This is a genomic window from Bacillus sp. UNC437CL72CviS29 (assembly GCF_000482345.1).
GTDB classification, from domain to species: Bacteria; Bacillota; Bacilli; order Bacillales; family Bacillaceae_G; genus Bacillus_A; species Bacillus_A arachidis.
This window is the reverse complement of sequence record NZ_AXVB01000005.1, coordinates 168,212-181,327: the sequence shown is the minus strand read 5'-3', so window position 1 is coordinate 181,327 and position 13,116 is coordinate 168,212. Positions and strand designations below refer to the sequence as shown.

The following is a 13,116-nucleotide window of genomic DNA, read 5'->3' as shown; positions in this document are numbered from 1 at the left end:
AGGAGAGAGCGGGTATGAACTACACAGTATTTCAATGGATTAATAATTTAGCAGGAACCTCAAGCATTTTAGATAAGTTCATGATTATGATTACAAATAGCGCGCTTTATGTGGCAGCTCTTTTTATGCTTATTTTATGGTTTAGTAATGCAAAAAAAGAAATGGCAATTCAAAAACAATATACTGTTGTATATGCTGTTCTTACAGTTGGAGTTTCATTGTTATTAAATGTTTTTATTCATGCAGTATATTATCATGCAAGACCTTTTGTAACTTATCATGTTCATCAATTAGTACCACATGCAGTAGATTCATCATTTGTAAGTGATCATTCTGTACTCTTATTCTCAATAGCATTTACAATGTTATTGAGAGGAGAAAGGTTAAAATATATCGCATTAATTTGGGCAGTACTAGTTGGAGTTTCACGTATTTACGTTGGTGTCCATTATCCAGCAGATATAATTGGTGGAGCATTCCTGTCATTTATAACTTGTGGCATAGTAATGCAAAGTACACGGAAATTAGAGCCATTCATACAAATGGTATTTAGAATCTATGGATCCGTTTCGAAACGAATTCCATTATTATCGAAATATAATCATACACTTTAATCCTAGAAGTCACTAGAAAAGAACCTAATCATAAATGATAGGTTCTTTTTCATGCACATAAATGTTAATTTCACGCACTATATTTAATTAGAAAATAAAGAATCAAATAGGATAGAAAAACATATTGGCTTATTGGGGGGGCGAAAGTATCTGAACCTTATCTTTAGTAATGCATTTTTTGTAAAGCGTTTTCTACGCGAAGTTTAGGATATCTATTATGTACTAATCAACCATGCCGTTTCACGAAATTCCATCCTCTGTATATCTCATCCATCCACTTTCTGATCGCTTTGCTTTAAATTTACCGTAAGATAAAAGTTTCATTGCTGAGCGTATAGCCGTGTAGAAGACTAAGATTCCGATCCATTCATCTTCCATTTTACTAGGATAATGAGTGGACTGGTGAGCATAATAAGCAGCCATGATACAAGGGACTACTTGCTCCGGATCAAGTCCATATGCAGTCGCATCATCGATAATTAATTCAATAATGCTTCGGTTGCTATCTTTAACTTTCTTCTGGATTAACTTTTTTACCGGTTCTGGAACTAACTTTAATATTTCATTTTTCATAACTGTCACCTCATTCTTTAACATGTCCAAATAGCTTGGAAAAGCATTGAACGAATTGTATTAAATTGGGGGATTTTGAATCTTACTTACGCAGGGTGTAAACACAATATAAAATCTTCTGGTATTAATTTTATTACGGTTTCTAGTAGCAAAAATGACTTCTTTCATCTGTAATTGATACTCGAGCATTCATTGTTGATGCAAGAGAGGGATGACCACATAGAATCAGGGGTAACAGTATTCTTGATAGACCAGTAAAAAAGGAATGCCACTTACTTGTTATTTATGACAAACAATATCAATAATTTTTAGAAATGAAAAAGCCCAGGGGAAAATCCAGGGCTTCTTTCATTTGTTCTTCGATCTTTCAGTGCGAAGAACAGCGTCATTCGTTGGAGTATTAGGTACAAAGTTACCGTGGCTGTCGATGCTGTGTGCTTCTTTATCGTATTGCCCGTTGGCAGTACGCTTTTTTGTTGTAAACGGGTTTTGATTGTGTCCCATGATTGTCACCTCCAATAAACGTAGTATGCGCCAACCAGTAAGTGTTTTTTCAAAAAGAAAGTTTACAAAAAGTGGTAAAGTAGTTGTTGATATCAACGAATCATATTGTATTAAATCAGTCCTTTTGTACAAAATAGGTACGAATGTTCATAAGAGGGAGGATCAATGATGACGAATCGAAATGATAATCGAAAACGCAAAAACAAATATCCGAATAACCTAAAAAACGATACTGAATTCTCAAAAGATGTGAATGTTAGAAGTGAAGTAACGAAAAAAGATTTAAATAAATAATGTTTTAATTGAGAGTAATCATATTAAATTACTCTAAATAGCTTTTTTATTCTTTACATGGCTGTTATTCTGAATTTCATTTACCGTATTTTACAATAAGAATAAATTATAACAATACAATAATTACAAGTAATTCTAATGCAAAAAGAAAATGTATGAAAAAATTGTAGAATGGAACTATATTTCATAAAGGATTTCTAAAACATTATTGAGCAGAAAAAAGAATGGGGAATTTTATTATGAAACTAACACCAGAACAACGTATTCAATTGCATGGATTTAATAACCTAACAAAATCATTAAGTTTTAACATGTATGATATTTGCTATACAAAAACAAAAGAAGAACGAGAAGCTTATATAGAATACATAGATGAACAGTATAATGCAGACAGATTAACTAAAATTTTGGAAAATGTCTCAGACATTATAGGAGCACATGTACTGAATATCGCTAAACAGGACTATGTACCACAAGGAGCAAGCGTAACTATATTAGTATCAGAAGGACCAGTGGTAGAAGTACCTACGGAATCATTCACTGAATCTCCTGGACCTCTTCCTGATTCAGTTGTTATGCAGTTAGATAAAAGTCATATCACAGTTCATACGTATCCTGAATATCATCCAGATGAGGGGATCAGCACTTTTAGAGCAGATATTGATGTGGCTACATGCGGTGAAATATCCCCCCTTAAAGCATTAAATTATCTTATTCACTCATTTGATACTGATATTATGACCATTGATTACCGCGTTAGAGGATTTACAAGAGATATAACAGGTAACAAGTTATTTATTGACCACGAAATAAGTTCCATCCAAAATTATATTCCAAATAACGTGAAAAGTCTCTATGACATGATTGATGTCAATGTATATCAAGAGCATATCTTTCACACAAAATGTAAACTGAAAGAATTTGACCTAAACAACTATCTATTTGGCTATACACAAGAGAAGTTACCAGTAAAAGAACGAGAGGAAATTACAAAAAAATTAAAAACAGAAATGGATGAAATATTTTACGGAAAAAACATGAATCATGGATCAATTGAAGAGGATTTGGATGATAACTCGTTTCAGAGGACTACAAATAATTCATAAGCGTATTTAACAATTCATTAGAGAAATACCAATGGAAAAAGCCCTGCTAGTATATGAAACATAGCCAAGGCTTTTTCTTAACTTTTGAAAGGGAGAATGAATTATAAAAAGGGTTTAAAGCCATATCAAATAAGCGTTATTTTCCAGAATATACTTTGGGGCAATCAATGCTCTTTGGTTTGTAGAAACAATGTTCTTTGTATTGCCCAGCTAATGTTTGATCCCACCAAACAGGAGGACAATTTCCTACGGGATTAAAAAACCAAAGAGAATTGGTTGCGGGATGTCCTCTCCAGTACTCTAGGCATTTCCTTGCCAGTTCTTTGTCAGTTTCTCTTGCACGTTGATAAAAATATCCTTTTGTTACAGCTTCGAATGAATAATTTCCACCTTGCTGTTGGTACACCATTTGTTGAATATTTGTAATTCCTTTAAAATCTAGACAATCACACATGACTCTGTTCACACCGACATTTCCAACATCCAACATACCTTGTTGTCCTTCTCCTTCAGCCTCTGCTCTCATTAGACGAGCTAATAAGTCCACATCACTATCTGTATATGCAATTCTCATTTCTGTCCCTCCCTTCTCTTTACAAATATATGTAAAGAGGATAAAAAACACGAATTAAAAAAATGAATTGCATTCCCATAGATAATTTTCTACAAGTAATTTTTATAAAGAATGGGTCTCCATATAATAAAATATGCTTTTATTATCCTGGTAATAGCAATTAAAGAAACTATCAATGTACAGAGTCCGAAGTATTGGAGGTACTCCAATAAGTAATTTCATGCACCGTATTTATAAGAAAAATAAAAAACAAATCAGTTGCTAAATATAGAAAATTTACATAGACCAGAGTGAGAACTAACGTTCATAATTCAAAGATACAAATGAAAGGAGAAAAGTGTTGAATAAAAGACGTTATGACATTGAACAAGAAAAATAAGTGATAGCTGAAAAAGTAACCGAACTATTTTCTTATGCAAAGACTTCTGTTAAAGATATTACGAAGTCCTCTGGTTATAGAAAAGGACATATTTATTACCATTATCAAAATAAAGTTACAATTAGAAGGGTCTTAATATAAAGGAAGGAAGTGCAAAACTATGGATTTCGAAAAAGTTATGCAGGAGCTGGAAGCCCTCGGTAAGGAACGAACGAAAAAAATGTACATATCCAATGGTGCGCAAGAGCCGCTTTTTGGGGTAGCTACAGGTGCTATGAAACCAATCGCAAAGAAATTAAAAATGAATCAACGTTTAGCTGAAGAGCTTTATTCCACAGGTAACTACGATGCAATGTACTTTGCGGGCATTATTGCAAACCCAAAAGCTATGAGTGAGTCGGATTTTGATCGTTGGATGGATGGGGCGTATTTTTATATGCTGTCTGATTTTGTGGTGGCAGTAACTTTATCAGAGTCAGATTTTGCACAAGACGTTGCTGATAAATGGATTGCAAGCGGTGACGAACTGAGAATGTCAGCGGGCTGGAGTTGCTACTGCTGGCTTTTAGGGAATCGCTTAGACAATGAATTTTCCGAAAGTAAGATTTCTAATATGCTTGAAATTGTGAAAAATACGATTCATGATTCGCCAGAACGAACGAAATCCGCTATGAATAATTTTCTATACACCGTGGGGATTTCATATTTGCCGTTACATGAAAAAGCAGTCGAGACCACAAAGGAAATAGGTACAGTAGAAGTAAAACGGGACAAGAAAAAAAGCAGTTTCCTAAATGCTTACGAAAGTATTCATAAAGAAATTGATAGAGGGAGGCTTGGTTTCAAACGTAAATATGTAAGATGTTAAAAATTAGCTTAGTATTGGGGTGTTAATCCAAGAAGGATTGACACTCTTTTTTATGATTTCGAGTGCGCTATTTTATTTCTATAGCGCATATTTTCTCTTTTAGTCTAAATCCAACTAAACAATTCGTCTCAAATCCAAAGTCAATATACTTCTTATTTTTAACGTATACGTATTTTAGATGCTACTATTTTTCAAGTTCCTAATCATTTTACCCCCATTTTTCGTTTTTAAATTCCCAAGTATTTCATAAAAATAAATGAATTGTTAAAGTAATCGAAACTTGTATTAAAAATAGTAGAAATATTCTAGCTTAATATGAATTTTATTGTTGAAATTCTGAATATTAAAATGTAATATAGAAAAGCGTGTGTAATAATGTACGAATTAAAAAATGAATTTACAATAGATGTTTGTGTAAGTGATAAGGGGGAAAATGAGAAAGACTATACATATGGAATTTTAAAGTTTATCAACATCAAAAATATGAAAATAAACTTACTAGAGTCTAAAGTAAAGAAAACAACATACAGGTATACTGTAAAAGTCATATGGAGGTTTCAGGAATGGGAAATGAAAGTAGGTTTCAAGAAAAACAACAAACCCGTCGACAGCGCGGTGTTGTTAATATTGGATTAAGTTTGGTATTACTGACAGTCAGCATGGTATCTTATCAGTTATTTTTTACTGATCAAACAAAAGGAAAAGAGCGTCTAGAAGAAAAGAAGGTAGATCAATTAGCATCTAAAGAAGCGAAAAAAAGTAAATTAGAGGAACAAAACGCAAAACAATCAGAAGAAGACGCATCAAAAGAACAATTAAACAAAGAAGTTGAAAAACAAACATTAGCAGAGCAACAAAATCAAGTGAAAGAAACCTCAAAATTACCGGAAAAAGAAAAGCAGCTTAATGAAAATCAAGTGAAAAAACAAGAAGAACAAAAGAATACAAACATGGAAAAGCAGAAGGTGAATGAAGAGGGAACAACTAAAAACCAAACTGAACAAAATAATCAATGGCAGCCAGTTGGTACAGAACAAGGAACAAAACCTGCCATGCAATTTAAAGAGGGAACGACAGATTGGAATGAGATGAAAAAGGCAATTTCCTCCGCTGTTGATGTTCCTGAATCACAAATCATTTATGATTTTATCGGAAATAATGGAACGAATAAAGCATATGGTAATGTGCGAGATAAGCAAAGCAATAAAAAATATAAAGTATACATTGATTGGGTTGAAAATAAGGGATGGAAGCCCGTATCTGTACAGGCTATAAAATAGTTATACCGACAAATGATCTATCAAAATTCAGTATATAAGACAAAGACTCTCCGATTGGAGAGTCTTTTACATGAGTTCCTATTTTTAATATGTTTGCTATTTGTTGATATGGTTATCTTTTCGTTTATCGAATACAAACAGACTAAGTTCTTCAGCATCATTAGCTAACTGAATTAATTGTTCAAACTGTAATCCTATTTTCTTTAATAGCTTAGCTGAAGCGTGGTTCTCTTGAGTAGTAATCCCCACAATACGATTTAGCCCCAATTTATCTTTTCCATATGCCATCACCGCAGAAGCTGCTTCATAGGCATATCCTTTGGCCCAATACTTGGGAAGAAAGGCGAAGCCAATATCTACATCTTCCAGTGAATCTCTTTTTACTAGACCACAAATTCCAATTGGAACATGATCTTCCTTTCGTTCTACTAAAAAAAGACAGAAACCATATTGCTCATACATACGAACCGTTCCATTCAAAATATAAGCTTTTGCATCTTCTATCGTTCTCACACCGCGATCACCTATAAATTGTAACCAAGAAGGGTCATTCAAAAGCTCAAGGATAAATGATGCATCGTCGGTTGTTTGTAGGCGAAGGATAAGACGTTCTGTTTCAAGGATATTCAAAGAGAATACACCATCCTTTCAGTATTATATTCTATCTAGATATCATAATCGTATTGTAACTTAAAACTCAAGTATATTTCTTCGTGAGGTACACATTATATGTTAATCGTTATACAAACGCTTTTTCTGTACGCCACTTGTTACAGTAATAAGTAGAAGATATTATTTTTGAAAGAAATATATCAAATTAATCAAATAAGTTATAAAATCCCCACATTATTTGATTAGTAAATATTGAAATGGTGATACTAATAAACATTGAACACTTATGATAAGGAATGATACCATGATCTTTATTTACACTGATTTTGGCGGAACGCATACAACCTCACTTGCGGCAGCATATCATTTAAACAAATTACCAACCGATCGAAGACTGACCAAAGAAGAAATTTTAAATGTGGATTATTTCAATAAACTCAAAACTTCTGATATGGGAAAAATAATTTTTCATGGGCGAGACGAGAAAGGGAACCCAGTTTACACAATAGGGCACGGAACATCAAAGTTAGTTGTTCCAGCTATGAAGAATTTAGGAGAAATTCTTCAACATCAATATCAAAACAACGAAAAAATCATTTTTTCAAATACATCTCCAACAGTGCCACTTCCTATGACGTTTGGAGGCTTGTTTTCAAGAAGGTTCCATATTGATTTTATTGGTGTTCCATTACTTGTATGGGGAGCAAAGTTGTGTTGTGACAATATACAACGACTTGTAAGTTATACAAAAGAAGCTGGGAGAATGACAAATGATTCTGTCGTTATTTTAGAAAATGAAGTCTTTAAATGAAAAATGCAGGATATATTGCAATCCTGCATTTTTTCTATATTAATTCAACTTTTTTTCGAATAACAATCTTATCAATGTCCTCTTCTTCATCACCAATATATAAGCCACGTTCTTTTAAATATGTTTCAAAATATAAATCCGCTTCTGCACGTTCATCATAAGGTTTTATAGATAAAACAAAGCCTAATTTATTTTGTTCCTCTAAATGAGAAGTAGAGATATAAGCAGGGGTATTATGACGTAAAAATAGCTCCTTAACAGGAATAATCATATCCTTCATTAATTTTGATAGCATACTCATTTCAAAATCAAAGTTAAAGCGGTCAATGCTAGATAAATCAGCAAATACAACCCCAATAAAGCCTGTATTAAATACCTCTTGAAATTCAGCATCTTGAGAATCGTAAAAATTCTTTTCAATTAAGTAATTTTTAAAATAAGCAACACCATCAGCTTGTTCAAAAGGTTTTGTGGAGAGAACAAAACCGATTTTCTTTTGTTTATGTAAATACACACAAGATATATATGCAGAAATATTATGTTCTTTAAATAGAGAGCTTGTTGCTCCTGCAAGACCATCTAACACATGATGGACAATTTGAAGTTTCTTTCGGGCAAAGTAATAGGATTTTTTTTGTAGTTCCAATGTATCAATAAACACAGAACCGATAAAGCCTGTATTTGAGATAGTCGGTGTATGCTTTTTTCTTCCTCTGCGCTTGTTTTGAGCCATTGTAAAAATCATCCCTTCAAGTACGATTGAAATAAAAAAGAACATTTGTTCGCATATCTATATTTTACTATTTAATCACTACAAAGTAAAGGGATTTTTATCAAAAAACAATAAAAAAGACACCTTTTAAAAGGTGTCTTGAACGTAAGTGGGAAGAGGATTCAACCCATATTATTTGTAATTTATATTATGAAACAGAAACAAGTTCTTCTGCATCGTCTACATCTAAATGACAATCCATTGTACGTACATCTTGATCTTCATGACTTCCGAAATAAATAGTAATTTTCATATGTATCGCTCCTTTATTCTAGGAATACCTAAAATAATTACTAGTAATGTTACTGCCTATTATATACCACTTTTTTCATTTCGACAATCTTATCCAGTTTATATTTTCGTTTTGTAAATATTTAGAATTTTTGTTACGATACATATAATTAAACGTAAGGAGGAATTCGCATGTTAAAAAATTTAAAACGAATCTCAAATGAAGGAAGAGGAGTGAATAGCATTTAAGCTAACTTAGCACTCCTATTTCCGCAAAGAATATAAATATCGGAAAGTAGGAGAAAGTTTGAAAAAATATACGCTGGCAAATCATAATATTTCTATTTTATTTTGGGTTCATTTTTTTGGAACAATTAGTTTTTTACAAGCAGTTATGACGTTGTTTTATGTTGAAAGAGGACTCACTCCTTCCAATATTCTCATTGTATTAATGTGCTGGAGTGGAGCGGTTTTAATTGGAGAAGTACCGGCAGGCGTTTTTGCAGATCGCTTCGGCTTAAAACTCTCGTTTATAACAGGCGCTTGCATCAAAATTATAAGTATCTCTATTTTGTTCTTTGCTGATAATATATGGTTATTTTGTTTATATAGCTTGTTGAATGGTTTATCAGTCACTTTCTTCTCAGGTGCTGACGAAGCCTTAATATATGAATCGTTAAAAGAAACGAATGAACAACATCTTATGGATAAAGCGATGGGAAAAATTCAATCGGCTAGCTTTATTTCAATGATGATTGCTGTTATTTTTGGATCTTATTTTGCGAAAGATTTAAAGGAAGAGCAATTTCTTATTTTAATTACACTCGGGCTTTTTTTTCATTTCGTAGAATTATTTTTAATTTTATTTATAAAAAATCCAGCAGCGGGATTTGAATATATTGAGTCACCGTATTCACAAGTAGTCGAAGGAATACAAGTGATTCGAAAAGCACCTCAATTACTCATCATGTTCTTGAATATATCACTTGTATTTATTTCAGCGAGTGCGGTTTTTGATAACTACGATCAACTACTTTTGAAAAATGCAGGAGTTCCTGTATTTGCAATTGGTATATTATATGCAGTCGCTGCAATAGGCGGATATTTTGCATCCATTTCAATAGGATGGTTAACCAAAAAATTCTCTCGTATATTTTTATTAAATCTTTCAGGTGCATTAGCTGTCTGTGGATTACTATTAGCAGCGTGCTTTGGAAATACGTTATGGGTCGTTTTAGGAGCATTTATTATATTACGATTTGTAAGAGCAATAAGATACCCGATTTATTCACAACTGAGTAATGATATAATTCCATCACATGTACGTGCAACCACAATTTCATTGTTATCAGTGCTCGATTCAGTGCTGGATTTAATTATTTTTGGTACGCTATCTTTACTTGCTGTATATGGGTTACCTGTTATGTTTATTGGATGTGCTATCATTGCACTAATAGGTACTTGCTTACCGATTAAAGGTGTAAAGGAAGTACCTAAAAATATTGAATTGTAACTCATAGTAAATAGACCATGCTTTAGGATAGATTCAATCCTGAAAGCATGGTCTGTTTTTTATAAAAATATTGACTATGCAATTACCCGTTATACAGACTGCATAACTTTGTTACAAAACCTTAATAACAAATTTAAGCCTACTTAAATTTTAACGTGTAATATAGATAAATAGAGTAAAAGACTAGGAGTTAAAATATTACTATGAAAAAACCACTTATCACTACAATTATTTTCCTTTGGATAGGAATAAGCATCGTCATTCTACAGCAAACAAAAGAAAAGAATTACATAAAAGCTAAGAACCAATCAGATAATGTAATAACGATTGCTCATAGAGGGGCATCCGCATATGCTCCAGAACATACAATACCAGCTTACAAATTAGGTCAACAATTTAAAAGCGATTATATAGAAATAGATCTTCAAATGACAAAAGATGGGCACTTAATTGCCATGCATGATGATACATTAAATCGAACAACAAATGGATCAGGACTTGTTAAAGATCATACATTGGAAGAAATAAAAAGACTTGATGCTAGTAGTTTCTTTAACAAAAAACATCCCAATCTAGTAAAAGAAGAATTTCAGGATGTAAAAGTACCAACACTTGCAGAAATTATTGAAACGTTTGGACATGATGCTCGATATTATATCGAAACAAAATCACCAGAAGACTATCCTGGAATGGAAGAAAAACTATTAGAAATACTGAATCAATACAAATTAACTGATCCAAGTATTATAAAGGAAAAAATAATCATCCAATCATTTAGTAAAGAAAGTTTAAAAAGAGTTCATAGTCTAAATTCAAGCATTCCTCTAGTGCAATTATTAACACATAAGGAAGCAACGAGATTAACTAATGAAGACTTTAAGGAGTACAAAACGTATTGTTTGGGCTTGGGCATGAATTATACATCTATGAATGCTACCTATGTTAAAAAAATACAAAAACACGGCTTAGAAATTCACCCATTTACAGTGGATAAAGAGGAAGATATGAAAAAATTGATTGAATGGGGTGTAAACGGCATGTTCACGAATTATCCGGATCGTTTGCAGCACATAAAAAGCTAAAATAAAACATCTTATATTATGATTTGGATGTTTTATTGATCAATATTCATTAGTAATAAAATAGATTAACTACGCTACTAAGACATATTATAATAAATAGTGGGCTAAAGCCTCTTATTCATCTCTTATAAGGAGAGTGTTTAGCATGATTATAAAGTTCAATCGTTTCCGTTAATTTCAGGTACATTTCTATTCGTTCATTTTTCTAAAGTGAATTTTGAGCTGTTTTGATGTACTTTTTTCCAAATAACCAAATTCGAATGAAATGAGGAATGAATTATGAAAGAAAAGATAAATAAAATTAATGGAATTGATATATGCACAGAGAGTTTTGGAGATCCTAATCATCCAGCTACTTTATTGATTATGGGAGCAATGTGTTCAATGGTTTACTGGGATGAAGAGTTTTGCCAAAGATTAGCGGATACAGGGCGATACGTTATTCGATACGATCATCGAGATGTTGGACGTTCCGTTGTCTACGAGCCAGGGAGTTCTCAGTATACTGTAGTAGACATGGCGGATGATGCTGTTGGAGTACTGGATACATACCATATTAATCAAGCGCATATTGTTGGAATGTCCTTGGGAGGTATGATTGCTCAAGTTATCGCAGTAAGACATCCTCAAAGAGTTCTAACAATGACTTTGATTGCATCAAGTATTTATGGGTCTGATGAAAATAATCGAAATTTACCTCCAATGGATGAAAAAATTCTTGCTAATCATGCGAATGGAAGTAAATTGGACTGGACAGATAACGAATCTGTAGTGAATTATTTGGTTAGAGGATCAGCATTACTCTGTGGACCAAAGCATAAATTTGATGAACAAAGAGTTACAAAGCAGGTAACAAAAGAAATAAAAAGAGCAAACAATCTACTCAGTATGTTTAATCATGCACTGCTTAAAGGTGATGATTACTATGAGGGGAAATTAAAAGAAATACATATACCTACTTTGGTTATTCACGGTACCGAAGACACGGCGCTTCCGTATGAACATGGCTTAGCTCTAGCTAATGAAATTCCTAATGCATCGTTACTACCACTAGAGGGAACGGGGCATGAAATTCACTTTGATGATTGGGGTAATATAATTAACGCTATTTCGAAACATACTTCAAGAGTGTAAGTGTAGGAAATTACACAGCTAAAATAGACGATTTAAGGATTTTTCTAATCCGTAGATCGTCTATTTTATTTTAATAATTAATTGACAATGATACAGAAATAGATTTAACATGACGAGTCTAAAGTAAAAAAGAACCCAGTAAAATCTGGATTCTTTTTCTTTCAACTAAAATGATTGCGTCATAATATAAATCATTGAATCTAATTATCGAAGCAGAATATTTACTGCATGATTAATGGTGCTTTTATTATTTTCCAAGAGAGATAGAACTTTTTACTTGTTTGTATGTTTTTTGTATTTTTTTACAACCATTATTGCAAGTGGGGTACCAATCAATGTAGGTAAAAACCAAAACGATAGTTTAGGAAGTAAATTTAATATTGGAATATAGCTCCCGATGTTCACTAAAAGGGCCGTTACAGCACCTATATATGAACCTAGCATACCTCTAATATGATGATGAATCCAATTTTTCCAACGTCTTTTTCTTGCAAGATAACCATAAATAGCAAATGAATAAGAAAAAAGTGCGACATAAAACAAATAAGCAATCTCATTCCAATGTAAAATAGATAATATAATTGCAGTGATGAAAACTACAACGTAAGATGCATGGTAAACTTCACCCCATTCTGTATGAGTTCCTTTTCTCTTTTTTGCAGACATTGCAACCGCCCCTGAAATTAAACATATGGTCCCAAATAGAATATGAATGATTAACAGGATGTGAAAGATATCCAATAAACTTCCTCCTTTGCTACTTTAATAT

At 32.6% G+C, this 13,116-nt stretch carries 15 protein-coding genes and 2 pseudogenes; 11 read left to right on the top strand and 6 right to left on the bottom strand.

Going from position 1 to position 13,116, the window contains the following annotated elements:
- Window positions 1–14 precede the first annotated feature (14 nt).
- A complete protein-coding gene (locus tag M014_RS0106135; protein WP_026590929.1) occupies window positions 15–614 on the top strand; it encodes an undecaprenyl-diphosphatase in 600 nt (199 codons plus the stop codon).
- A gap of 240 nt (window positions 615–854) precedes the next feature.
- Here M014_RS0106135 and M014_RS0106130 read toward each other — a convergent pair whose 3' ends face one another.
- Window positions 855–1,187 (bottom strand): hypothetical protein, encoded by a 333-nt coding sequence (locus M014_RS0106130; RefSeq protein WP_026590928.1) that lies wholly within the window; start codon window positions 1,185–1,187, stop codon window positions 855–857.
- 348 nt (window positions 1,188–1,535) lie between these two features.
- Complete coding sequence (locus tag M014_RS29550; RefSeq protein ID WP_170833632.1) at window positions 1,536–1,691, bottom strand: hypothetical protein; 156 nt, start codon at window positions 1,689–1,691, stop codon at window positions 1,536–1,538.
- A 165-nt stretch (window positions 1,692–1,856) separates the two neighbouring features.
- Between M014_RS29550 and M014_RS30305 the strand changes: the two genes are divergently transcribed.
- On the top strand, window positions 1,857–1,985 hold the full coding sequence (locus M014_RS30305) for a hypothetical protein (RefSeq protein ID WP_255260056.1): 129 nt from the start codon (window positions 1,857–1,859) through the stop codon (window positions 1,983–1,985).
- 239 nt (window positions 1,986–2,224) lie between these two features.
- A complete protein-coding gene (speD, locus tag M014_RS0106115; RefSeq protein ID WP_026590927.1) occupies window positions 2,225–3,091 on the top strand; it encodes an adenosylmethionine decarboxylase in 867 nt (288 codons plus the stop codon).
- Between the two features lie 136 nt (window positions 3,092–3,227).
- Here speD and M014_RS0106110 read toward each other — a convergent pair whose 3' ends face one another.
- Window positions 3,228–3,665: a cell wall hydrolase gene (locus M014_RS0106110; RefSeq protein WP_026590926.1), complete on the bottom strand. Its 438-nt coding sequence runs from the start codon at window positions 3,663–3,665 to the stop codon at window positions 3,228–3,230.
- Between the two features lie 379 nt (window positions 3,666–4,044).
- Between M014_RS0106110 and M014_RS27955 the strand changes: the two are divergent.
- The 4 genes and pseudogenes from M014_RS27955 to M014_RS0106100 form a co-directional block, all read left to right on the top strand.
- Window positions 4,045–4,158, top strand: a pseudogene (locus M014_RS27955) (TetR/AcrR family transcriptional regulator); the annotation flags it as partial.
- Between the two features lie 46 nt (window positions 4,159–4,204).
- Window positions 4,205–4,912 (top strand): DNA alkylation repair protein, encoded by a 708-nt coding sequence (locus tag M014_RS0106105; RefSeq protein WP_026590925.1) that lies wholly within the window; start codon window positions 4,205–4,207, stop codon window positions 4,910–4,912.
- Window positions 4,913–4,975: 63 nt separating this feature from the next.
- Window positions 4,976–5,134: pseudogene (locus tag M014_RS29950) on the top strand (IS4 family transposase); the annotation flags it as partial.
- A gap of 341 nt (window positions 5,135–5,475) precedes the next feature.
- The gene (locus tag M014_RS0106100; RefSeq protein WP_026590924.1) at window positions 5,476–6,192 is read left to right on the top strand and encodes a YrrS family protein; all 717 of its coding nucleotides are present in this window, start codon (window positions 5,476–5,478) and stop codon (window positions 6,190–6,192) included.
- 96 nt (window positions 6,193–6,288) lie between these two features.
- On the opposite strand, the gene M014_RS0106095 is transcribed toward M014_RS0106100, so the two are convergent.
- Window positions 6,289–6,822 (bottom strand): GNAT family N-acetyltransferase, encoded by a 534-nt coding sequence (locus M014_RS0106095; RefSeq protein ID WP_026590923.1) that lies wholly within the window; start codon window positions 6,820–6,822, stop codon window positions 6,289–6,291.
- A 286-nt stretch (window positions 6,823–7,108) separates the two neighbouring features.
- Here M014_RS0106095 and M014_RS0106090 point away from each other — a divergent pair, with 286 nt between their 5' ends.
- Window positions 7,109–7,615 (top strand): DUF3189 family protein, encoded by a 507-nt coding sequence (locus tag M014_RS0106090; RefSeq protein WP_026590922.1) that lies wholly within the window; start codon window positions 7,109–7,111, stop codon window positions 7,613–7,615.
- 34 nt (window positions 7,616–7,649) lie between these two features.
- Here M014_RS0106090 and M014_RS0106085 read toward each other — a convergent pair whose 3' ends face one another.
- Window positions 7,650–8,360, bottom strand: a complete 711-nt coding sequence (locus M014_RS0106085; RefSeq protein ID WP_170833640.1) for a hypothetical protein — start codon at window positions 8,358–8,360, stop codon at window positions 7,650–7,652.
- Window positions 8,361–8,925: 565 nt separating this feature from the next.
- Here M014_RS0106085 and M014_RS0106075 point away from each other — a divergent pair.
- The 3 genes from M014_RS0106075 (at window position 8,926) to M014_RS0106065 (ending at window position 12,347) form a co-directional block, all read left to right on the top strand.
- Window positions 8,926–10,131, top strand: coding sequence for an MFS transporter (locus tag M014_RS0106075; RefSeq protein WP_026590920.1), 1,206 nt, complete (start codon window positions 8,926–8,928; stop codon window positions 10,129–10,131).
- A 203-nt stretch (window positions 10,132–10,334) separates the two neighbouring features.
- Entirely contained in the window at window positions 10,335–11,213 is an 879-nt protein-coding gene (locus M014_RS0106070; RefSeq protein ID WP_026590919.1) for a glycerophosphodiester phosphodiesterase, read from the top strand.
- Window positions 11,214–11,492: 279 nt separating this feature from the next.
- The gene (locus tag M014_RS0106065; RefSeq protein WP_026590918.1) at window positions 11,493–12,347 is read left to right on the top strand and encodes an alpha/beta fold hydrolase; all 855 of its coding nucleotides are present in this window, start codon (window positions 11,493–11,495) and stop codon (window positions 12,345–12,347) included.
- Window positions 12,348–12,620: 273 nt separating this feature from the next.
- Here M014_RS0106065 and M014_RS0106060 read toward each other — a convergent pair whose 3' ends face one another.
- Window positions 12,621–13,088, bottom strand: a complete 468-nt coding sequence (locus M014_RS0106060) for a DUF2306 domain-containing protein (protein WP_026590917.1) — start codon at window positions 13,086–13,088, stop codon at window positions 12,621–12,623.
- Window positions 13,089–13,116 lie beyond the last annotated feature (28 nt).

Coding starts and splice junctions, on each gene's coding strand:
- M014_RS0106130 (WP_026590928.1), bottom strand. CDS start 1,187: ATGAAAAATGAAATATTAAAGTTAGTTCCAGAACCGGTAAAAAAGTTA.
- M014_RS0106085 (WP_170833640.1), bottom strand. CDS start 8,360: ATGATTTTTACAATGGCTCAAAACAAGCGCAGAGGAAGAAAAAAGCAT.
- M014_RS0106100 (WP_026590924.1), top strand. CDS start 5,476: ATGGGAAATGAAAGTAGGTTTCAAGAAAAACAACAAACCCGTCGACAG.
- M014_RS0106090 (WP_026590922.1), top strand. CDS start 7,109: ATGATCTTTATTTACACTGATTTTGGCGGAACGCATACAACCTCACTT.
- M014_RS0106110 (WP_026590926.1), bottom strand. CDS start 3,665: ATGAGAATTGCATATACAGATAGTGATGTGGACTTATTAGCTCGTCTA.
- M014_RS0106070 (WP_026590919.1), top strand. CDS start 10,335: ATGAAAAAACCACTTATCACTACAATTATTTTCCTTTGGATAGGAATA.
- speD (WP_026590927.1), top strand. CDS start 2,225: ATGAAACTAACACCAGAACAACGTATTCAATTGCATGGATTTAATAAC.
- M014_RS30305 (WP_255260056.1), top strand. CDS start 1,857: ATGATGACGAATCGAAATGATAATCGAAAACGCAAAAACAAATATCCG.
- M014_RS0106065 (WP_026590918.1), top strand. CDS start 11,493: ATGAAAGAAAAGATAAATAAAATTAATGGAATTGATATATGCACAGAG.
- M014_RS0106135 (WP_026590929.1), top strand. CDS start 15: ATGAACTACACAGTATTTCAATGGATTAATAATTTAGCAGGAACCTCA.
- M014_RS0106105 (WP_026590925.1), top strand. CDS start 4,205: ATGGATTTCGAAAAAGTTATGCAGGAGCTGGAAGCCCTCGGTAAGGAA.
- M014_RS29550 (WP_170833632.1), bottom strand. CDS start 1,691: ATGGGACACAATCAAAACCCGTTTACAACAAAAAAGCGTACTGCCAAC.